Here is a 21,113-nt window from a genome sequence, read left to right on the forward strand (position 1 = left end):
GCGGTTCAGCTTCTAGCGTCGTCGACGTGACCGATACCGTGACGCCCGATACCGGGACCTGGCGGCAATTGCTGGGTGGCCGACACCTGGGCGCCTCCACCGTGCTGGCTGGCGGCGTGCTGCTGTACGCCACCAACGAGTTCCTCACCATCAGCCTGCTTCCCAGTGCGGTGGCCGACATCGGTGGCCAGCGGTTCTACGCGTGGGTGACGACGGTGTACCTGGTCGCCTCGGTGATCGCGGCCACCACAGTCCACTCGATGCTCATGCGATTGGGGCCGCGACAGGCGTACCTGTTGGGGCTCACGGTCTTCGGCGCGGGAAGCCTTGGTTGCGCACTGGCACCGAGTATGGAGGTCCTGCTCGCCGGGCGCACCGTGCAGGGTTTCGCCGGTGGGCTGCTGGCGGGCCTGGGATACGCCGTGATCAACACTGCGCTTCCGAATACGTTGTGGACCAAGGCTTCTGCGCTGGTGTCGGCTATGTGGGGGGTCGGCACGGTGATCGGCCCGGCGTCGGGCGGGATGTTCGCCCAGTTCGGGCACTGGCGGTGGGCCTTCGGCGTGCTGGTGGTGCTGACGGGCGCGATGGCCGCGCTGGTTCCGGTGGCACTGCCCGGCCGCAACGGCGCGACATCGGCTCCGGCCCCGGGCATTCCGGTGCGGTCACTGGCGGTGCTGGGCACGGCGGCCATGGCGGTCAGCGTGGCCGGCATACCGCACGATTGGCGGGCCACCGCTGCACTGCTGGGTGTCGGAGTGGTGCTCGTGGCCGGATTCGTGTTCATCGACCGTCGCGCCGGGGCATCGGTATTGCCGCCCAGTACTTTCGGAGCGGGTCCGCTCAAGTGGATCTACCTGAGCCTGGGCGTGCTGATGGCCGCGACGATGGTCGACATGTACGTGCCACTGTTCGGTCAACGGCTGGCACACCTGACACCGGTGATGGCGGGGTTCTTCGCGGCGGTGTTGTCGGTCGGCTGGACCGCCGGTGAGATCGTCAGCGCCTCCCTGCAGAACCGGCGGGTGATCGTGCGCACGGTGGCGCTCGCGCCGGTCGTGATGGCGGCCGGGCTGGCGTTCGGGGCGGTGTTGATCCGGGACGGGATGGCGCCGTGGCAGGTGGCGATGTGGGCGGTGGCGCTCGCGGTCACCGGCGCCGGGATCGGCATCGCCTGGCCGCACCTGTCCGCATGGGCGATGAGCAGCGTCGACGACCCGGACGAGGGGCCGGCTGCGGCGGCGGCCATCAACACCGTGCAATTGATCTGCGGCGCGTTCGGAGCGGGTCTGGCCGGTGTCGTCGTCAACCTGCGCGATACCGGCGATGCGGCTGCAGCCCGTTGGCTGTTCGCCGTGTTCGCGGTGCTCGCCGCGCTCGGCGCGGTGGCCTCCTTCCGGTCTGCACCGCGAGCGTGCGTGTCTGCTCCCCAACACGCCGCGTAACACCAACACTTTGCGCACACTCGTGCGCGATGAGTTTCAGCGGCGGCGTGAGTCTCACTCGTATAAGACCGATACAAGGAGTGATTCGATGCCGCTGACGCTCAATGCCTACCCAGATGTCGCGACCCGGGACGAGTGGCTCGAGGCGCGCAAGAAACTGCTGGCCGCCGAACGCGAGGTCACCCACCTCCGCGACGAGGTCAACGCCCAACGACGCCGGCTGCCGATGGTGAAGGTGGAGAAGGACTACACCTTCGAGGGGCCGAACGGCGAAGTGCGGCTGGTCGACCTGTTCGAGGGCCGCAGCCAGCTCTACATCCACCACTTCATGTGGATCGACGCGATCGACCAGGGCTGCCCGAGCTGCACGGCGGCGGCCGATCTGACCTTCACCGAACGGGATCGAGAGCTGTTGCACGGCAAGGACGTCACGTTCGCCTGTGTATCCCGGGCGCCCTATGCCAGCATCGCGGCCTACCGGGACGCGCACGGTTGGACGTTCCCGTGGTACTCGTCGCGCGACGGTGACTTCACCTACGACTACCACGTGACACTCGACCCAGCCCGTGCACCGATCGAATACAACTACAAGTCCGCCGATGAGCTCCGCGCCGACGGTTTCAGTGACGACGACCTCCGCGGCGACTGGCCCGGAGCCAGCGTCTTCCTGCGCCGCGGCGACGAGGTCTTCCACACCTATTCGGCCTTCGCGCGCGGCCTCGACCACACCGCGGTGGGCTATCCATTCCTCGACCTCACCCCGTACGGGCGCCAGGAACCGTGGGAGGACTCGCCGGCCGGGTGGCCACAGGGCGGGCCAGTGGTCGGCAGGCCGGTCGGGGAGGCCGACGACAGTTAGTGATCATTGCGATCGAAACTATGGGCGCACACCTGCGCGGCTGGCACAGTGGTCAACCGATGCGGGTGTGTCTGAGTGGCTAGGAACCGGCCTGCAAAGCCGTTTACACGGGTTCGAATCCCGTCACTCGCTCGAATGAGAGCCCCCGCCCACTGATGGGCGGGGGCTTCATCGAATAATGCTGCGGTGCCCATGCTGCCCCTTGCCGACGTCCTGTCCACGCTCGACCTGACGGAGTCGGGTGACGGCATGTTCGTCGCCGAGCAGCGGGACAACCCCAGCCATCACATCGTGGGCGGCCACATCGCCGCCCAGGCCCTGATGGCCGCCAGCCGCACCGTCCCGGGCCGGTTGCCGCACAGCTTGCACGCTTATCTGCTCCGGGCGGGCGATGCCCGGTATCCGGTGCAGATGGAGGTGAGCAACCTGCGCGACGGTGGCTCACTGTCCACGCGCCGGGTCATCGGCCGCCAAGGCGACGAGGTGTTGCTGGAAGCGCTCGTCTCGTTCAGCGTTCCGATGGACGCCGCGGATTACCAGCAGGCCCGGCCGGAGGTACCCGATCCGGAGACCCTGCCGCCGGTCGGGGAGCAGCTGCAGGCGTTCGCCGACGAGGCCGGCGGGTTCTGGGTGCGCCCGCAGTGGATCGAGCGGCGTTACATCGACCCGCCGCCCCGACTGGCCATCGATCTGCCCGAACCGCCCGAGCACACCCGGATGTGGTGGCGCCCCGCCGAACCCGTCACCGACGATCCCATCGTCAACAGCTGTCTGCTGACGTACTTTTCGGGCACCGCATTGCTGGATTCCACCCTCTCGATGCGGCGCGGCACCCATGTGACCACATTCTCGGCGTTGATCGACCTCGCGATCTGGTTCCACCGTCCCGCCGATCTGACGGATTGGGTGTTGTCCGACCAGGTTTCACCCAGCGGCATCAACGGGCGCGGACTGGCCAACGCCACCATCTACAACCGGGCGGGGCAGCTCGTGTGCTCGACGACCCAGGAGATGTACTTCGGCCGCCGCCGCGGCTGACTCACCGGGTGGACTTCACCACCTGGGCGAAGTTGAACTGCCAGCGTTCGACGATGTGGAAGCCCATGCCTTCGGGTACCTGATAGGCGGGAGCGCGGTCCAGCCGGGGTCCGGGCGGTAGGCCTTGTCCGCTCTGGCGACTCGGCACCGCGGGGTCACGTTCGGACACGGTCCACAGCACCGTGCATCGGCGCACCTCATCGGCGACACCCCAGATCCCGAGGTGCGCATCCCACAACCGGTTTCGTTGCCAGGCCCGGGCGCCGCGGCCGGGGTCGACGAGGTGGGCATACGCGGCTGGTCGGGCGGCGGTGATGGGCCGGATGGGTCCCGGCTTCCACGCGGTGGTGTTGTCGAAGATCACGCAGTCGCCGGGGGAGGAGTGCGCCGTGATGACGTCGGCCACCTGGCTGAAATCCATGCCCTCCTTGGCATATGGACCGCGTTGCACGGTGATGTAGTTCGGTGTCGCGGCCAACGCGAACACCGCCAGCGCCGCGGTGATCCATTCACGGCTGCGGGCCAGAGCCACCACACACACGGCGAGCAGCAGCGCCATCGCAGGCGTGGTGAAGGAGAGGTAACGCGGGTAGTAAAGCGGTTGGGCGACTGCCGAATACGCCACCAGCACCGCAGTCGGTGCCACCACCCACACCGCGGCCACGACCACCAGTCGCCGCGTGCTCCCATCGGTGGGCCGCAGCCGCCGGACCAGCAGCGGTGCGCTCAGTGTCGCGGCTGCCAGTAGCGCGAAGGCCACGCTGTGGTCGAAGTACTGCTCCAACGCGACTTCGGTGACCGTGTGCAGGCCCGGCGGTGAGATCCAGCCGACCTGAAAGCTCTGCGAACGGCACCACAACCCGAACGGGATCACCACCGCCACGGCTGCGGCGGTGACCGCAGCCCACGTGCTCCGGATGCGACGACGGTCGCTGAGCAGGACTACGGCTACCGCGTGGGGAATCACCATCAGCACCACGAAGATGTTCAGGACCGTCGAAAACACCAGCAGCGCACCGTATGACGCCCACCGCGCGGCGCGGTCGCGCCGGATCGCCGAGACGAGTAGAACCGTCAGCCACACCGCCGCCAGCGTCGACCACGAATAGGAGCGGGCCTCGATGCCGGCCCAGGTGATCCTTGGGAGCATCGCGAAAAGGACTGCGGCACAGACCGACACCGTCCGATTGCAGAACTGCCGGCCGAGCACTGCCACTCCTGCCGCGGCGCCACCGACCGCAAGGCAGCTGGAGAGGCGGGACCAGAACTCGGTTGCCGGGAATATGGTGAACCAGCCGTGCATGCCGAGGTAATAGAGGCCGTGTACCGCGTCGATGTGGCCGATCAGCTCCCACAGCTGGGAAACCGAGCGGGTAGCCGCCGATATGGTGGCGGCCTCGTCGAACCACAGCGAAGGCCGGGCGGCCCCCAAAGCGCACAGCACAACGGCGAATGCGGCCACCGCCAGAGCGTCGAATCGGACTTCTCGACCGACCCCGCGGTCCGTGCCATCGGCACGGTCATTCAGCGATAGATCCACGTCAGCGACGGTGTCACCCCCTCAACCGATGGCAAAGGTTAACCTGAGGCACCCGACTCGCTCTCTCCGACAGCGTGATTGCCGACCTTCGCAGGTAGATGAGCTGGATCACTACGGGCGGCGAATCGTCCTGACGGCAACCCTGATTCGGTCGGCGTCGACTGCGTCACGGTCAGCACCGATTTTGCGGTTCCGAGGGTTAACATCAGTGCCGAATCGCCGTTCGGGACCTGATAATGGGGTCCAGTTGCCGGTTGTCCGTGTGGGTGTCGTGATTCGCACCCCTGGTCAGCGGTGACGGGTTACTGTCTCGGGTGGCGTTGCAACTGACAGTGGGAGGGTATTGATGAGCGCGTATCGAACCGTGGTGGTCGGCACGGACGGATCTGATTCGTCGTTGCGTGCAGTCGACCGCGCCGGTCAGATTGCCGCCGGCTCGAATGCCAAGCTGATCGTGGCAACCGCGTACTTCCCCCAGAGCGAAGACCAGCGTGCCGCCGACGTGCTCAAGGACGAGGGCTACAAGATGGCCGGCAATGCGCCGATCTACGCCATCCTCCGCGAGGCGACCGACCGGGCGAAGGCCGCCGGCGCCACCGACATCGAGGAGCGGCCGGTCGTCGGCGCCCCCGTCGATGCGCTCGTCGAGCTGGCCGAGGATGTCTCGGCGGATCTGCTGGTGGTCGGCAACGTCGGCCTGAGCACCATCGCCGGTCGGCTGCTGGGCTCGGTGCCCGCGAACGTGGCACGCCGGTCCAAGACCGACGTGCTCATCGTCCACACCAGCTGAGCCGCCCGTACGGGCTGACCGACTACCAACCGCGCTCGCGCCACTCCCCGAGGTGGGGACGTTCGGTGCCGAGCGTGGTGTCGTCTCCGTGGCCGGGGTACACCACCGTGCTGTCGTCATAGACGTCGAACACCTTGGTGCTCACATCGCCAAGGAGTCGCTCGAAGTCTCCGGGCTGCCAGGTCTTGCCGACGCCGCCGGGGAACAGGCAGTCGCCGGTGAACAGGTGCGTGACGCCGTCGGGTGACGTGAGCGCCAGCGCCACCGATCCCTCGGTGTGGCCCTGGAGATGGATCACGTCGAACGTCAGGTCGCCGATCGTGATCGTGTCGCCGTCGGCCAGGATGCGGTCGGGGGTGACGGGCAAGGGCTCCGCGTCCAGGGAGTGGGCGGCTGTCGGTGCCCCGGTGACCTCTGCCACAGCTTCGAGCGCCTGCCAGTGGTCGAAGTGCTGATGGCTGGTGACGATCAGGGACAGCTTGGGCGTCTGCTGTTTGATCACGTCCAGGAGCACCTCGGCGTCGTTCGCGGCGTCGATGAGCAGCGTCTCACCGGTGGAATTGCAGGTCACCAGGTAGGCGTTGTTGTCCATGGGTCCGACCGACACCTTGATGATCGAGGCGTTCGGGAGGGTGCGCCTGGCAGCGGTCCCGGGTTCCTGGTGACCGGTGTACGTGTCGTCAACCGCGATGTGGGGGCTGGTCATAGCGCCACCGTATCGGGCTTGTCGGTGGTCGCACATAGCATGGGCGTGAAGTCTGTCGTGGGAAAGGAAACGCGTGGCTGACCGCCTGATCGTGAAGGGTGCGCGTGAGCACAATCTGCGAGGTGTCGACCTCGATCTGCCGCGTGATGCGCTGATCGTGTTCACCGGCCTGTCCGGGTCCGGCAAATCCTCGCTGGCCTTCGACACCATCTTCGCCGAGGGGCAGCGCCGCTACGTCGAGTCGTTGTCGGCGTACGCCCGGCAGTTCCTGGGACAGATGGACAAACCCGACGTCGACTTCATCGAGGGCCTGTCGCCTGCGGTGTCCATCGACCAGAAGTCGACCAACCGCAACCCGCGGTCGACCGTGGGCACCATCACCGAGGTGTACGACTACCTGCGCCTGCTGTACGCCCGCGCGGGCACCCCGCACTGCCCGGTGTGTGGAGAGCGCATCGCCCGCCAGACCCCGCAGCAGATCGTGGACCAGGTGCTGGCCATGGACGAGGGCCTGCGCTTCCAGGTCCTGGCTCCGGTGGTCCGCACCCGCAAGGGCGAGTTCGTCGACCTGTTCGAGAAGCTCAACACCCAGGGCTACAGCCGCGTCCGGGTGGACGGCGTGGTGCACTCCCTGACCGACCCGCCGAAGCTCAAGAAGCAGGAAAAGCACGATATCGAGGTGGTCGTCGACCGCCTCACGGTCAAGGCCAGCTCCAAGCAGCGGCTCACCGATTCGGTGGAGACCGCGCTCAACCTGGCCGACGGCATCGTGGTGCTGGAGTTCGTCGACCGCGAGGACGACCATCCGCACCGTGAGCAGCGTTTCTCCGAGAAGCTGGCCTGCCCCAACGGCCACCCGCTGGCCGTGGATGATCTTGAACCCCGGTCGTTCTCGTTCAACTCGCCCTATGGCGCCTGCCCGGAGTGCACGGGCCTGGGCATCCGCAAAGAGGTCGACCCGGAACTGGTCGTGCCCGACCCGGACCTGACCCTGGCCGGGGGCGCCATCGCGCCGTGGGCCGTCGGGCAGAGCGCCGAGTACTTCACCCGGATGCTGTCCGGGCTGGGGGATCAACTCGGTTTCGACATCGACACCCCGTGGAAGAAGCTTCCCGCCAAGGCGCGCAAGGCGATCCTGGAAGGCTCCGATCACCAGGTCCATGTCCGGTACAAGAACCGGTACGGCCGCACCCGGTCCTACTACGCCGATTTCGAAGGCGTGATGGCATTCCTGCAGCGCCGGATGGAGCAGACCGACTCCGAGCAGATGAAGGAACGCTACGAGGGCTTCATGCGCGACATCCCGTGTCCGGAGTGCCACGGGACCCGGCTCAAGCCAGAGATCCTGGCGGTGACGATGGCCGCGGGCGAGTTCGGCGCGAAGTCCATCGCCCAGGTGGCCGAGCTGTCCATCGCCGACTGTGCCGAGTTCTTGAACGCACTGACGTTGGGGCCGCGCGAGCAGGCCATCGCCGGGCAGGTGCTCAAGGAGATCCAGTCGCGCCTCGGGTTCCTGCTCGACGTCGGGCTGGACTACCTGTCGCTGTCGCGGGCAGCCGCGACGCTGTCCGGCGGTGAGGCACAACGCATCCGGTTGGCCACGCAGATCGGCTCCGGACTGGTCGGGGTGCTCTACGTTCTCGACGAGCCGTCCATCGGCCTGCATCAGCGCGACAACCGCAGGCTGATCGACACGCTCGTGCGGTTGCGCGACCTCGGCAACACGCTGATCGTCGTCGAACACGACCTGGACACCATCGCCCACGCCGACTGGGTCGTCGACATCGGCCCGGCGGCCGGTGAGCACGGTGGCCGGATCGTGCACAGCGGCACCTATCAGGATCTGCTGACCAACCCCGAATCCATCACCGGCGCTTACCTTTCCGGCAAGGAGAGCATCGAGGTACCGGCCATCCGGCGGCCCACCGACAAGCGTCGGCAGGTCACTGTGGTCGGAGCGCGGGAGAACAATCTCAAGGAGATCGACGTCGCGTTCCCGCTCGGCGTGCTCACATCGGTCACCGGGGTGTCCGGCTCGGGCAAGTCGACGCTGGTCAACGACATCCTGGCTTCGGTGATGGCCAACAAGCTCAACGGTGCCCGGCAGGTGCCCGGCAGGCACACCCGCGTCAACGGGCTCGACCAGCTGGACAAACTGGTGCGGGTCGACCAGTCACCGATCGGCCGCACACCGCGGTCCAACCCGGCCACCTATACCGGGGTGTTCGACAAGATCCGGTCCCTGTTCGCCGCCACCACCGAGGCCAAGGTCCGCGGCTATCAGCCGGGCCGGTTCTCGTTCAACGTCAAGGGCGGCCGGTGCGAGGCCTGCTCCGGTGACGGCACCATCAAGATCGAGATGAACTTCCTGCCCGACGTCTATGTGCCGTGTGAGGTGTGCCAGGGTGCCCGGTACAACCGGGAAACCCTCGAGGTGCACTACAAGGGCAAGACCATCGCCGAGGTGCTGGATCTGTCGATCGAGGAGGCCGCCGAGTTCTTCGAGCCGATCAGCTCGATCCACCGCTATCTCAAGACACTCGTGGATGTCGGTCTGGGCTATGTCCGGCTGGGCCAGCCGGCGCCGACACTGTCCGGCGGTGAGGCGCAACGCGTCAAGCTGGCCGCCGAACTGCAGAAGCGGTCCACCGGACGCACCGTCTACATCCTCGACGAGCCCACCACGGGCCTGCATTTCGAGGACATCCGCAAGCTGCTGAAGGTGATCAACGGCCTTGTGGACAAAGGCAATACGGTGATCGTCATCGAGCACAACCTCGACGTGATCAAGACTTCGGACTGGATCGTGGACATGGGTCCCGAGGGCGGCGCAGGGGGCGGCACGGTCGTCGCTCAGGGCACTCCTGAGGATGTGGCAGCCAACCCGGACAGCTACACCGGCCAGTTCCTCGCCGAGCTGGTCGAGGCGCCCGCGCCGAAACCCAAGCGCCGCAAGGTCAGCGCCTGATCGACCCGGTGCGGCCGATAATCCGGTTGCACCGGGGCTGTGCGGTTTTGGAGACTGGCTCGTATGGGCCACGTTGAGGTCGCACACATCAGCCATACGCTGCCGGATGGTCGGCAGCTGCTCGACGATGTCTCGTTCCGGATCGCCGACGGCACGACAGCGGCCCTTGTCGGTCCGAACGGTGCTGGTAAAACCACACTGCTGCGGCTGATCTCCAGCGATCTGGTACCCCAGCAGGGCACGGTGGCGCACAGCGGCGGGCTGGGAGTCATGCGCCAATTCATCGGAGGTATCCGCGATTCCACGTCGGTCCACGAACTGCTGTTGTCGGTTGCGCCGCCTCGCTTGCGTGCCGCCGCGGTCGACGTGGATGCGGCTGAGCTCGTTCTGATGGAGCGTGACGACGAACCCAGCCAGATGCGCTACGCCAACGCGCTCGCCGGCTGGGGCGACGCCGGCGGGTACGACGCCGAAATCCTCTGGGACGCCTGCTGTATCGCCGCGCTCGGAGTGCCCTACGAATCCTGTCGCTGGCGACTGGTGAACACACTGTCGGGTGGCGAACAGAAACGACTGGTGCTGGAGGCGCTGCTCCGCGGACCCGACGAGGTGTTGTTGCTGGACGAGCCGGACAACTATCTCGACGTGCCGGGCAAGCAGTGGCTGGAGCAGCGGCTGGGGGAGACGAACAAGACCATCCTCATGGTCACCCATGACCGGGAGCTGCTCAACCGCACCGCGGAACGGATCGTGACGGTCGAATCGCGGCACGTCTGGGTCCACGGCGGCGGTTTCGCCAGTTATGCGCAGGCCCGCCGGGACCGCAACGAACGTCTCGAAGAACTGCGCCGGCGATGGGATGAGGAGCACGCCAAGCTGAGGACGCTCGTCGTCGAGCTGCGTCAGAAGGCCGCGTACAACGACGGTATGGCGTCGCGGTATCAGGCCGCGTTGACCCGGCTGCGCAAGTTCGAAGAGGCGGGCCCTCCCGAGGTGCCGCCGCGTGATCAGGACATCAAGATGCGGTTGCGGGGTGGCCGCACCGGCCGACGCGCGGTGATCTGCAATGACCTCGAACTCACCGGTCTGATGCGGCCGTTCGACCTGGAGATTTTTTACGGTGAGCGCGTTGCGGTGCTGGGTTCCAACGGTTCTGGCAAATCGCACTTCCTGCGAATGCTGACCGCGGTGGCCGACGAGCTGCCTCGTGGGGCAGTCGCCGCCGAGCCCGTGGCACACAGTGGTCTCGCGCGTCTCGGTGCCAGGGTATCGCCGGGACTGTTCGCGCAAACCCATGCGCGCCCGGATCTCGCCGGCCGAACACCGTGCGAAATCGTGATGGTCGAGCATGCCAGGCTGCGCACCGAAGCGATGAGCGCGCTGGCTCGCTACGAGCTGCAGGCCTGCGCGGAACAGCCTTTCGAAACACTCTCTGGAGGCCAGCAGGCCCGGTTGCAGATCCTGCTACTCGAACTTGGCGGCGCGACACTGCTGCTGCTCGACGAACCGACAGACAACCTCGATCTTGCCAGCGCCGAAGCGCTACAGGACGGACTTGCCGCCTATGCGGGCACGGTGGTCGCGGTCACCCATGACCGTTGGTTTGCCCGGTCGTTCGACCGCTTCCTGGTGTTCGGAGCCGATGGCTTCGTCTATGAATCGACCGACCCGGTATGGGACGAGTCGCGGGTGGTACGCACGCGGGGTTAGCTTTTCGTCAGCGGTGACCGGATCGGTCACCGCATCGTGTGGTAGCTCTGGAACGCGAACCAATGCGGGCCAAGCCGTTTCGCCCAGCTGATGACGTAATCGCCCGCGGGCTGGTGGACCGTACGCGGTGCACTGCCGTCGGCGCTGTAGGCGAACCCGTCGAAGCCGTTCATGTCATCGTGGCGGACGAAGTCGATGAAATTGTCGGTCCGGTGCCCTACCGAATCAACGGTGTAGCCCGCGATGCGGTGGGGTTGTCGCCCGAAGGCGGCGTCGTCGACGAATGCCTGTAGTGCACGTTCGAACGAGGGCTGCGCCGCCCGCCAATGCAGTTGCAGCGGAACGCTTGTGCAAGCCAGCCCGATTCCGGCGACCACTAGCGCCGGGCTCGCCAGCATCACCGCCCATTCGCGACGTCCGGCTCTGCCTCGCAACGCCATGGCGACGACGCACCAGATCACGAACAACGCGGTCAGGGACAGCGCCGCGGCGTAGAGGATGTCCGACGGCTCTCCGGGAAAGCTCGCTCCGTAGAGCAGGCCGAGAACAGCGCATCCGGTCAGGGCCAAGAGGGCCCAACCGGCGAGCCGCGTCATGAGCGCTTGGACAACGGCGACGGGAACCTGGGATTGGCGCGGGCACCGGCCAGCCATTCGGTGAGGGCGTCGGCGCGCTGCCGCAGCGCGCGGGTGCCGTCGCGACCGACCTCCTCCAGCAGATGAAGCTGGACGCGGCCGTCGGCATCCTGGCCCCAGCCGCCCACGATCCGGCCGTTCCACCACGCCGTCGGCCCGCCGTTGCCGTTGGTGTCGAACACCTCCGGGCGATGATCGCCGAGATACCAGTCACGGTCGAACCACCCCATCGTGGTGACGTCCAGACCCGGGAGCAGGGCCGCCCACGGCTCGGCGTCCGGTTCGACGTCGAGGTCGTCGGGCAGGACATAGCCGGGCGTACCTGCCAGGTCCACCTCGACGGCGCCGACATCGCGCAGGGCGTGGCGGGCCCAGGTCAGGGTGTTGCCGAACCACCACTTGATGTCGGTGACCGTGGCCGGACCGAATGTCCGTAGCCAGCTGCGCACCAGTTCGGCGCGGGCATGGTCCGGCTCGGCCGTCGGCACCGATGTCCCGAGCCATTCGGAGGTGACCGCCCACCGCGGCCGTGAGTTGGTCCAGCCGCTGTCGTTGGGGCCGCGAACGATCTCCCCGCGTACCCCGAGGACCGTCAAAACCCTTGGGGAAAGCGGGGTCTCACCGCCCCAGCGCTTTCCCGGCGCCGGGTCGAAACTGCCGGCGAGCTCGGGCAGTGCGGTGCGCAGCTGGGCCGCCGGGGTCGGGCCGTGCTCGCGCAGGTGGGCCAGGACCGCCTGACATGCCGTGTCCAGCCATCGGGTGCCGTCGGCGGCCACCCCGGCCTTCTCCACATCGCCGACGAGCTTGCGCTGCTCGTTGCCTGCCACCCGGTCACTGGCCCCGGCCTGCACCAGCGGCAGGTCCTCGGTACGGACGATCCACAGCGTGCGGCGCATCGCGAGGTGTTTGAGCAGCGTGCGCCGCTGGTACAGCTCGCTGTCGAGGTCGTCGACGGTGAAGCCGGGCAGCCGGGCGAACAGGGACAGATAGGGCGTCGAGGGGTCGGTGGCGTGCAAGCCGACGAAGGCGCCCGTGGTGCCGGAGACGGAGGAGGCCGGTTGGCTCAGGAAATGGCGCCGGGCCAGCCGGGCCCGCCGCTCGGCAATAGTGAACGTGCGCACGGATCAGGTGTCGTCCTTGTGCATGGACTCACGGATCTGCTGCAAGCGCTCGGCGGCTGCCTGTTGGCGCTTCTCGTACTGCTCCTCGACGGAGCGGCCCTCGGGTGTCTCGGCGGCCAGCTCAGCAGCGCCGAGCGCGGTGCCGTACCGGGTCTCGATCTTCTCCCTGACCGCGTCGAACGTCGGCACCCCGGCGGCGGTGTAGCCGGTGTCGGGCACCTCGACGGGCGCGGACGCCGGGCCGGTGGCCGGAGCCTGGGGAACGATCTCACCCTCGATCGCAGCGGGCTCCTCGGCTTCTTCTGGCTGATCCGGCTGATCTGGGTCCTTGGTCACGAAACCCACGTTACCTGCGGGAACCGACATTTCTTGGGATCGGTAGCACTTGACCCCGCATTGACTGAGCGCACGACGGAGCCATCGGGGCAACGCGGAACGAAGGGGAAGACGCAATGACCATGAATCGAGTTGTCGCAGGCGCCATGGGACTGCTCGCGACCGGTGTGGTGCTGGTGGGCTGCTCGGACGACAAGCCCGCCGACAAGTCCGGTGACAAGCCGGCCGCATCGGCGACCGACACCAAGGCATCCGACACCAAGGTCAGCTCGGGCAGCAATGCTCAGGTGAAGGTCGACGGATCAGATCTGGCTGGCCTGGACCTGAACTCGGTCACCTGTGTCAAGCAGGGCGGCAAGATCAACGTCGGCAGCGCCGCGATCGGCGGCCAGCAGGGCCTCGGCGTGGTGATGACCGACGAGGCCACTCCGAAGGTCGAGTCGCTCGGCCTGGTCTACGACGGCAGCGCGCTGGCGGTCAGCGAGGCCATGGGTGTGAAGGTCGGGTCGGCCGAGGTCAAGGTCGACGGGGACACCTACACCATCACCGGTGAAGCGTCGGGCGCCGACATGAAGAACCCGATGGCCGGGATGATCAACAAGCCGTTCACCATCACGGTGTCCTGCGGCTGATCTCCCGACATGGCGGGCGTGCCCGGCAGACCATTTGCCGGGTGCGCCCGCCGCTTTTATATGGTGCAGGGGTGACCATCGCCGGCGATCTCGACCGCGCCCGTCACCTCGCGCTGGCTGCCGATGAGGTCGCTGCCCGTGACCTGCTGGTGTCCCTGTTGCCGCTGATCGAGCAGGCCGACCGTGACGACCATGCGCTCGAGGTGTTCGCCCAGCTCGGTGAGATCTACCTGGTGCGCACCGCGTATGAGGGTGTGGTGGAAAGCATTTCCCGCATCCGCGACTGCCTGGCGATCTACGTCGCGATCCGCTCGGGGCAGCGCCCCGACCTCGCCGCCGAGGCCACCATGTCCGATCACGACATCGATCGCATGATCTGCCGGTACACCCGTCGCGTCGAGTTTCTCGACGCCGGACTCGCCGCGGCCCGCGGTGAGCACGACAGTGCCGCCGCACATCTGGCGACGCTGATCGAAGCCCCCGGCGAATTCGACGATTTGGCGCCCGAACACCGTAACCTGATCTGCTACACCAGGATTCTGATCGCGAGCGGTCTGTGCGACGACGACCTCTACGCCGCATCGGTGCCGGTGTGGGCCGAGGTCCTCGACGCCCTGCAGGATGCGGCGCCCGGCGCCGACGACATCGAATCCGACTACCTTTTCGTCGCGGGAGCACTCGGCTACGGCCGGTTCTGCATCGAGTCCGGTCGTCTCGATGAAGCCGAGCCGTGGTTGCGCCGGGCCGGTGCCCGGGCAGAGGCCCGCGGCTGGAAACTCGCCGGCGCCCGAGCCCAGCTCGAGCGCGCCGCCTCGGCCTGGTCTGCCGGTTCCTACGCCGAGACTCAGGACTTGATCACCGTGGCCTACCCGGTGATCGCCGAGCATGCCCGGGCCCACGACGTGTCCCGCAGCTGGTTGTATTTCGGGCTGATCCGGTTGGGGCTCGGTCGGTTGAAGGAAGCCGATGAATGCTGGGAACACGCCGAACGACATTGGCGGGAACTCGGCAAGCCGCTGCACATACACCGGATCCTGTTGCAGCGCAGCTGGATCGCCATCTTCCGGGGCGCCTTCGAAGAAGCGGTGCACATGGTGGAGCAGGCCCGCGAATACCTGGACGCATCGCCCCGGCACAGCTGGCTGCAGTACGCCAGACTCGATGCGCACCTCGGCAACATCTGGCGAGCCGATGCACTGGTGGAAATGGGTTTCGACGGCGTCGGCGAACCGGGCCAGGACTGGAACGAGGTCGAGGCCAGGCATGCGGCGGGGCTCGGCGTGGTCGACTGCACCCCGGGCACGCCCGAGTACCGCCGTGCGATGGTCAAGCTCGACCGTGCCATCGACCTCAAGGTCCCCGCCGCGCTGGCGGTCGATTCGGTGCGCTACACGATCACCGACGCCGGGGCCAGGGCCCGGTGGGCGAGCGGGGTGTCGGCTCCCTTGCTGGCGGGCGCGTTCGCCGTGGCCTGGGAATCGGACAATACCGAGCTGACTTGCGAATTGGTCGAATACCACAGTGCACGAGGAACTTTCAGTACCGATCCGGCGGCCGCTCCAGGGCCGGCCGAGGATTGGACCGGAACCGCCACGGCGATGGTTCCGGTCGAAGCCGAACTCGCACCACAACTCGCCGTGGCAGCGGCCGCCGAGCCGGTCGGCGGCGAAGGTGCGCTGACGCGACTCGGACCGTTGCCTCCACTGCGAATGGATCCGGTTTCGGGGCCGATCATGAGTCACTACCGGGAGTTGGCGCTGCAGCGGTACGGCCAGGACGTCACCGCCCCTGGCGCGGAATGGACGACGTGGCCATGAGCGACACTCTCGTACTGCGGTTCGCCGACGTCGGCATCGCCACCTATGTGAGCCTGCGGGTGGTGGGGGAGCCGGAGCGTTCGGTCACCTGGGTGATCGAGGAACCACACATGCAGGCCGTGGAGGCGGTCCTCAACCCCGCACTGCCCGACCCGATCGGTACCGAAACGCCGGCCGACGCGATCGAACGGGCCATGACCACAGGTGCGTTCGCCACCGCGGAGGCCGAACTCGACTTGGCCCGGTTGCTGGGCTCGCACCTGATCGGGATCGACGGCTGGCAATTGCTGGCCGACTGCGTCGCCGACGTTCGCCCGGTCCTTTTCGTGACGCCGAGCCCGCGGTTGGGCCGGGTGCCCTGGGGGCAGCTGGCGATGCCCGGACCGGATGCATTCCGGTTGATGGAGTTGGTGGACGTGCTGATGGCCGTGCCGCCCAACGTCGTTCACGCGCCGCGCAGCCCCGCCCGTTGGCAGGACCGCCTCGGTGGCCCACCACTGCTGGTGCTGGATCCGCGGATTCCCGGGCAGCGGCCGGATTCGGCCCTGGGCTCGGTGCTGGGCCGTCCGTCGCCTCAGACTCCGCTGTCGGAGCATTTCGGCGATCTGGTGGCCGGCGGACCCGTCCTGCCGAAGGTGGACGCGGCGGTCGAACTGTTTCGTCGCACGGACACCGACCGGCGCTGGTTGGCCGATGCGTGTGCACAGGACCCGAGCCGGTTGTTCTACGTCGGGCATGCCAGTGCCGCAGACGGTGTCGCAGGACATGCCGACCGGGCCGCGCTGCATCTGGCCGAAGAGCGGCCGCTGACGGCCGGGGAGCTGATCGCGGCGCAGCTGCCGATCCCACCCCGGGTGGCGTTGCTGGCGTGCGCATCCGGCGGCGACTACCGGTTCGACGAGGCGGCCGGATTGGTTGCGGCGATGATTCTGGGCGGTGCGCAACTGGTCACCGCAACGCTGTGGTCACTGCCGACGACCGCGGGTTTCCGGCAGTTCGGTGGTGCACCCGCGGCCGATCCCATGGCCGACACCATCGTCGGGGTCGATCTGGCGCATCGCGACGATGACGCGGGCCTGGCGGTGAACCGCTGGCAACGCGCCGCGATGCGCCGCTGGCGCGACGGCGACACCACCGCCAGCCCGCTGTACTGGGCCGCGATGGCCACGTTCACCGTCGACGGCGCCCGCTGAATCAGACGGGGGTCACACACACCGCGACGGTGCTCTCGTCACCCGGCCGGTAGTACGCGTCGATCACGTTGCCCGGTGACACTTTCGCCAGGGCCGTGGCCGGGATCATCGCACGCTGGCGCACCGGGAACTGGCCACCGCCGCGCCGGCTGACCATCAGGTCGAGCTCGACCTCGCGGTAGTCCTCGCGGACCGCCCCGGTGGCCCGCATCCCGGTGACGATCCCGCGCGACCGGGTTCCGCTACGGATCAGCGCAACCTGCGCCCCGGTCAGCAATCCCTTCCGGACCAGCATGTGATCGAACTCGGCCACCAGCTCGCGCAGGGTGACCAGACGTTCGTCGGCCTCGTCGTTCGGACGGGCACACCGCACCCGACGCACGGCGGCGAGTATGGCGCCGGTGCCCAGCAGGCACAGGACGGTGAGGAGCGCGGTGTCGGTCATGACGCCAAGGGTCCGGCCGGGGGAGCGCTACCGAACCCAACTTCGCCTCTATCCTGGTGCCGGTGAGCATCGGGTCCGATACCGCCGGGGCGCAGGCCGTCCCCGCGTCGGGCGCAAATTCCGCACAGCCCCGCCGCGCCGTGATCGATCGGGCCTGGCGCGCACTCGGCCCCGGCGTCGAGGTGTTCAGCGGTGACGACGGCGGACCGCTGCGCCGGACCGTCAAAAGGATCATCGACCCCCTGGTGCTCAGGCTGCGCAGCAACACCCACTTCTCGGCACCGGTGCTGGCGCCCGACGTGGCGGCCGAGCTGCACGATCAGGTGGTGCGCAGTGGGCCCCACCTGCGCGCTGCCGCGGCCTGGTTCGCCGAGCTCAAACAGCAGCGCCGGCGGTTGCGGATCACCACCGGCAATGCCCAGGAACTGTATTTCCCGGCGTGTTTCGAACTCGCGGTGACCCGGGGCGCCCCGGCGTCGGACCGCGCGCAGGTGGCGGCCGAGGTTCTGGCCGAGTTGCACGAGGGCCGTGACCGCACGGCGATCGAGGCGCTCAACAGCTATGTGGCCGAACCGCAGGTCGTCGACCGGTTGCATCGCCAACTCGAACGCAGCTGGGCTGACGTCGTCGCTACCGACGCCATCACCGGCCCGTTCTTCGCCGGGTTGGCCACCGTGCTCGGCCCGGCCGACAGCCACCGGGGCGAGGCGGCCCGGCAGCGGGTGTGGTCGGCGTTGGCGGCCGACGCCACGCCCTACAACCTGGGCGCCAGGGCGCGCCGCGCCGACGCGGGCCTGCCATGGTCGCTTGTCGAGATCGGGCTGAGTTCGGTTCTGCCCCAACAGCCTCCGCCGGTCAGCGGACCGGCCGAGGGGGACCGGCCGCTGGACCGCAGCGTGGTGGACCGGGTGCGGGCGACCCTGCGCCGGGCCCTGGACCGCGATGAGCTGCCCGATCTCCCGCTGCTGTGCGCCGAGGAGGTGGACCGGGCCTGTGCCCCGTGGGGCCTGCTCGCCGAGGACAAACAGGCCGCGCTTCTCACCGGTATCGAGGTGGCGACCGACCTGCATCCGCTGGATGCATCGGCGTCGGGCCGCCATCAACTGTCGTCCCGCATCCAGGCCCGGCTGGCCAAGGAGGCCTACGTGCTGCACGCCCGTCGCTACCTGGCGGCGGGTACCGCGGTGCATCCCCGCCAGCAGCAGGTGATCGATGATCTCGCCGCGTTCGCCCGGCCCTATCTGAGCCGGCTGTGGGCACGGCTGCACGGCCGCGACGTGTGGCAGGAATCCTGCGCCGACATCGACGACCTGAGATCCCTGCTCGAAGGTGTGGCCAGATCGGTCAGCCTCGACCATCGACAGCGGATCAAGTCGATGCTGGAAGTGCAGGTGGCACAGTGATACTCGGTACCGATGCCGGCCTGTGGAGCACAGGTCCGATGGAAGGTCATGCGTCGGTGGTCGCCGTCCTAGAGGTCAGCGGAGCCGTGCTGTCGTGGGTGGTCGATGGGGAAGCCGGCGAACCGCCCTCCATCACCTTCACCGATCCGGAGCGTGCCGATTGGTTGTGGCGCGTGCTCGGCGAGGCAGGCCACGTCGCGGTCCTGGACGCGCTGCGCCACCGGGAACCGGGGCAAGGGCTCGACCTGCCTGCGGTCTACGTCCTGCCCGGTTCGATGGATGCGTTGCGGCGCTTGGCAATCGGTCACTGGCTGCGCCGGTGGTGGCCGGCCAGCGACCGGGACGGCATCGCGGCGCTGGAACGTCCGGTGCTCGACGCCGAGCTCGCGCTGCTGACCGTCGCGGCCGAAGACTTCTTCACCGACGACACCCTGGATTCCGACGTGGAAGGTTTGCTGTCGCCCCACCTGGAGACACTGAATTTCGTTGCCGGTCAAGGTGACCCGAGGGTTGCCGAGCTGGTTGCGCAATGCCGGGAGCTGGCCGCTGAGATCGGGATCGACTGGCCGGCCACCGTCGTCGCGGACGCGCGGCGCGAGGATTACGCGCTGGCGGCCGGGGCCGGAGACGGGTCGGGTCGGGCCGGCCTGATCGCCGGCGGGGTGGCGTCCGTCGATTGGTCGGCGGTACCGCCCGGGGTGTTCGACGCCGCCGAGGATACCGTCGAATGGTCGGTGACCGCCGACGGCGCTGTGGTGCGAGTGGCGCTCGCGGGCCGGGATTCGCCGGCAGGTATCGGTGTGGAACTGCGCGCAGGCGGCTGCGGCGGCTCCGGAGTGCTCGACGCCGCGGGCCGCGCGCTCCTGCCGTTGCACGACCCAGACGGGCAGCCGCTCGGCGAATCCCGAGCCTGGAACCTGGACTGGTCACAGACCTCGGTGCGGGTCGGCGCCGCTGGCGTCGAGGAGTCCGCATCCGACCGCGCCCGGGTGCGAGCATTCGCCCGGGCCCGGTTGGCGAGCCTGGGATCCGATGCGTTCCTCGCCGAGGTCCGTGCGGCCGAATCCGATTACTGACGACTATTTGGCGGCGGTCTGGATGTAGGCCGCCGAGGGCGATGACTGAGGCAGTCCGATCGGCGGCACCTGCGGGGTGTCGAGGACGCCGGCCAGCCACGGCAGCGCGGCGTTGAACGCATGGCTGGCGAACGGCCAGTCGTGGGTGCCCTGATGGGTCACCACCGCGCAGGCGATGCCGTGTTTCGAGCCGAGCGCACACAGGGCGTTGGCCGCCTTGGCCTGATCGTTGGCGCGGCTTGCGGGCTTGCCCGCCGTCGACGTGTCGTTGACGTCGAACCAGCCGGCCGTCTGGTCGTACTGGCCGTGCCTGTTGATCACGGTGCTCGGGTCGAAGGCATCCCAGGCCGCGGCGTTCCCGCCGAACAGCCGGTCGATGGTCTGCGCCTTGGTGCCCGAATTGGGCCCGATGTCTCCGGCGATGTCGACGAACGCACTGAACAACTCGGGGTGCATGACGGCCAGGTCCACCGCGCAGGTACCGCCCATGGACCAGCCGACGATGCCCCAGCCGGCCGCAGCCGGTTTCACGCCGTAGTGGGTGTTCATATAGGGCACAACGTCTTTGGTGAGGTGATCGGCGGAGTTCCCGCGCTTGCCGTTGACACACTCGGTGTCGTTGTTGAAGGTGCCGCCGGGGTCGACGAACACCAGCACCGGCGCGTACCCATGGTGGGCCGCGGCAAAGTCGTCCAGCGTCTTGACCACGTTGCCGGCCCGCATCCAGTCGGCGGGAGTGTTGAACTCGCCGCCGATCATCATCACCGTCGGCAACTGCGGTGCGGGGTTGGAGGCGAACCACGCCGGCGGCAGATACACGTACTCACCGCGATGGCGGAAACCCGAAGCCGTGTTGGGGATCTCGACCGGAACGACGCGGCCCTTCGCCGGGATGGTGCCCTGACGCTGCATCGCGGCCACCGTGACCTGATCGGTCTGGTCGGGCAGCGGGCCTGCCGTCAACTGGTTCCAGGCCGTCTGCACCCAGGGGAAGTAGCCCACCCACAGGTTCAGCGCCAGGGCCGTGCACAGCAGGGTCATCGGCACCGCCATGACCGCGGTGCCGCGCCGCCACCACCGGCTGCCGCGCCACCCGGCCAGCAGGACCACGATCGCCACCCCGGACAGCGCGATCCACACCCACAGCGACCGGGGCGCGGGGTTGCCCGCCAGCCCCTCGGACTCGATGTACCAGTTGGTGCCGGCGACCAGGATTCCGCCTACGGCAGCCGCCAGCGGCAGCCACATGAGCGCCCAGCGGCGGGTGCGCCAGCCGATCGCGGCGATCAGCACCACGGCGGTGATGACTTGGACACTGGTCGGAACCCAGCCGTGCATCAAGGACAGGTGGTGAGTGAACGTCACACCCGTATCGTGGTCGCCGATTCTTGGGATCGGC

General features: G+C 68.0%; 18 protein-coding genes and 1 tRNA gene. 12 read left to right on the plus strand and 7 right to left on the minus strand.

Annotated features, from left to right (window positions below; genetic code table 11):
- Positions 1 to 26 precede the first annotated feature (26 nt).
- The 4 genes from G6N57_RS19300 to G6N57_RS19315 all read left to right on the plus strand — a co-directional run bounded on the left by G6N57_RS19300 (position 27) and on the right by G6N57_RS19315 (position 3,342).
- The gene (locus G6N57_RS19300) at positions 27 to 1,445 is read left to right on the plus strand and encodes an MFS transporter (RefSeq protein ID WP_077741004.1); all 1,419 of its coding nucleotides are present in this window, start codon (positions 27 to 29) and stop codon (positions 1,443 to 1,445) included.
- Between the two features lie 88 nt (positions 1,446 to 1,533).
- A complete protein-coding gene (locus G6N57_RS19305; RefSeq protein WP_077741003.1) occupies positions 1,534 to 2,304 on the plus strand; it encodes a DUF899 domain-containing protein in 771 nt (256 codons plus the stop codon).
- 61 nt (positions 2,305 to 2,365) lie between these two features.
- A tRNA-Cys gene (locus G6N57_RS19310) sits at positions 2,366 to 2,436 on the plus strand.
- A gap of 60 nt (positions 2,437 to 2,496) precedes the next feature.
- Positions 2,497 to 3,342 (plus strand): acyl-CoA thioesterase, encoded by an 846-nt coding sequence (locus G6N57_RS19315; RefSeq protein WP_097925887.1) that lies wholly within the window; start codon positions 2,497 to 2,499, stop codon positions 3,340 to 3,342.
- A 1-nt stretch (position 3,343) separates the two neighbouring features.
- Here G6N57_RS19315 and G6N57_RS19320 read toward each other — a convergent pair whose 3' ends face one another.
- Positions 3,344 to 4,882 carry a glycosyltransferase family 39 protein gene (locus tag G6N57_RS19320; RefSeq protein ID WP_077741001.1) on the minus strand — a complete coding sequence of 513 codons (1,539 nt, stop codon included), beginning with the start codon at positions 4,880 to 4,882 and terminating at the stop codon, positions 3,344 to 3,346.
- Between the two features lie 346 nt (positions 4,883 to 5,228).
- On the opposite strand from G6N57_RS19320, the gene G6N57_RS19325 reads away from it, so the two are divergent.
- Complete coding sequence (locus G6N57_RS19325; protein WP_065458495.1) at positions 5,229 to 5,672, plus strand: universal stress protein; 444 nt, start codon at positions 5,229 to 5,231, stop codon at positions 5,670 to 5,672.
- 22 nt (positions 5,673 to 5,694) lie between these two features.
- Here the strand turns inward: G6N57_RS19325 and G6N57_RS19330 are convergent, their stop codons facing one another.
- Positions 5,695 to 6,378, minus strand: coding sequence for an MBL fold metallo-hydrolase (locus G6N57_RS19330; RefSeq protein WP_077741000.1), 684 nt, complete (start codon positions 6,376 to 6,378; stop codon positions 5,695 to 5,697).
- Positions 6,379 to 6,451: 73 nt separating this feature from the next.
- Here G6N57_RS19330 and uvrA point away from each other — a divergent pair, with 73 nt between their 5' ends.
- Positions 6,452 to 9,346, plus strand: coding sequence for an excinuclease ABC subunit UvrA (uvrA, locus tag G6N57_RS19335; RefSeq protein ID WP_077740999.1), 2,895 nt, complete (start codon positions 6,452 to 6,454; stop codon positions 9,344 to 9,346).
- A gap of 63 nt (positions 9,347 to 9,409) precedes the next feature.
- Positions 9,410 to 11,056, plus strand: a complete 1,647-nt coding sequence (locus tag G6N57_RS19340) for an ATP-binding cassette domain-containing protein (RefSeq protein ID WP_077740998.1) — start codon at positions 9,410 to 9,412, stop codon at positions 11,054 to 11,056.
- 26 nt (positions 11,057 to 11,082) lie between these two features.
- Here G6N57_RS19340 and G6N57_RS19345 read toward each other — a convergent pair whose 3' ends face one another.
- The 3 genes from G6N57_RS19345 to G6N57_RS31710 are packed head-to-tail and all read right to left on the minus strand — an operon-like array spanning position 11,083 to position 13,178.
- Positions 11,083 to 11,652: a DUF1109 domain-containing protein gene (locus tag G6N57_RS19345; RefSeq protein WP_077740997.1), complete on the minus strand. Its 570-nt coding sequence runs from the start codon at positions 11,650 to 11,652 to the stop codon at positions 11,083 to 11,085.
- Positions 11,649 to 12,812, minus strand: a complete 1,164-nt coding sequence (locus G6N57_RS19350; protein WP_077740996.1) for a winged helix DNA-binding domain-containing protein — start codon at positions 12,810 to 12,812, stop codon at positions 11,649 to 11,651. The genes G6N57_RS19345 and G6N57_RS19350 overlap by 4 nt, the downstream gene beginning before the upstream one ends.
- A 3-nt stretch (positions 12,813 to 12,815) precedes the next feature.
- Complete coding sequence (locus G6N57_RS31710) at positions 12,816 to 13,178, minus strand: hypothetical protein (protein ID WP_165777760.1); 363 nt, start codon at positions 13,176 to 13,178, stop codon at positions 12,816 to 12,818.
- 92 nt (positions 13,179 to 13,270) lie between these two features.
- Between G6N57_RS31710 and G6N57_RS19360 the strand changes: the two genes are divergently transcribed.
- The 3 genes from G6N57_RS19360 (at position 13,271) to G6N57_RS19370 (ending at position 16,790) form a co-directional block, all read left to right on the plus strand.
- Positions 13,271 to 13,780: a lipoprotein LpqH gene (locus G6N57_RS19360; protein ID WP_077741976.1), complete on the plus strand. Its 510-nt coding sequence runs from the start codon at positions 13,271 to 13,273 to the stop codon at positions 13,778 to 13,780.
- 71 nt (positions 13,781 to 13,851) lie between these two features.
- On the plus strand, positions 13,852 to 15,597 hold the full coding sequence (locus tag G6N57_RS19365; protein ID WP_077740995.1) for an ATP-binding protein: 1,746 nt from the start codon (positions 13,852 to 13,854) through the stop codon (positions 15,595 to 15,597).
- The gene (locus G6N57_RS19370; protein WP_174814497.1) at positions 15,594 to 16,790 is read left to right on the plus strand and encodes a CHAT domain-containing protein; all 1,197 of its coding nucleotides are present in this window, start codon (positions 15,594 to 15,596) and stop codon (positions 16,788 to 16,790) included. Before G6N57_RS19365 ends, G6N57_RS19370 begins: the two co-directional genes overlap by 4 nt.
- 1 nt (position 16,791) lies before the next feature.
- Here G6N57_RS19370 and G6N57_RS19375 read toward each other — a convergent pair whose 3' ends face one another.
- A complete protein-coding gene (locus tag G6N57_RS19375) occupies positions 16,792 to 17,235 on the minus strand; it encodes a hypothetical protein (RefSeq protein WP_077740993.1) in 444 nt (147 codons plus the stop codon).
- A gap of 62 nt (positions 17,236 to 17,297) precedes the next feature.
- Between G6N57_RS19375 and G6N57_RS19380 the strand changes: the two genes are divergently transcribed.
- Positions 17,298 to 18,638 carry a hypothetical protein gene (locus tag G6N57_RS19380; RefSeq protein WP_407665940.1) on the plus strand — a complete coding sequence of 447 codons (1,341 nt, stop codon included), beginning with the start codon at positions 17,298 to 17,300 and terminating at the stop codon, positions 18,636 to 18,638.
- Positions 18,635 to 19,714, plus strand: coding sequence for a hypothetical protein (locus G6N57_RS19385; protein ID WP_097925888.1), 1,080 nt, complete (start codon positions 18,635 to 18,637; stop codon positions 19,712 to 19,714). Before G6N57_RS19380 ends, G6N57_RS19385 begins: the two co-directional genes overlap by 4 nt.
- Before the next feature lie 3 nt (positions 19,715 to 19,717).
- Here G6N57_RS19385 and G6N57_RS19390 read toward each other — a convergent pair whose 3' ends face one another.
- Complete coding sequence (locus tag G6N57_RS19390; RefSeq protein WP_234815643.1) at positions 19,718 to 21,052, minus strand: alpha/beta hydrolase; 1,335 nt, start codon at positions 21,050 to 21,052, stop codon at positions 19,718 to 19,720.
- Positions 21,053 to 21,113 lie beyond the last annotated feature (61 nt).

Origin of the sequence: Mycolicibacterium boenickei, assembly GCF_010731295.1 — a bacterium.
Classification (GTDB): domain Bacteria; phylum Actinomycetota; class Actinomycetes; order Mycobacteriales; family Mycobacteriaceae; genus Mycobacterium; species Mycobacterium boenickei.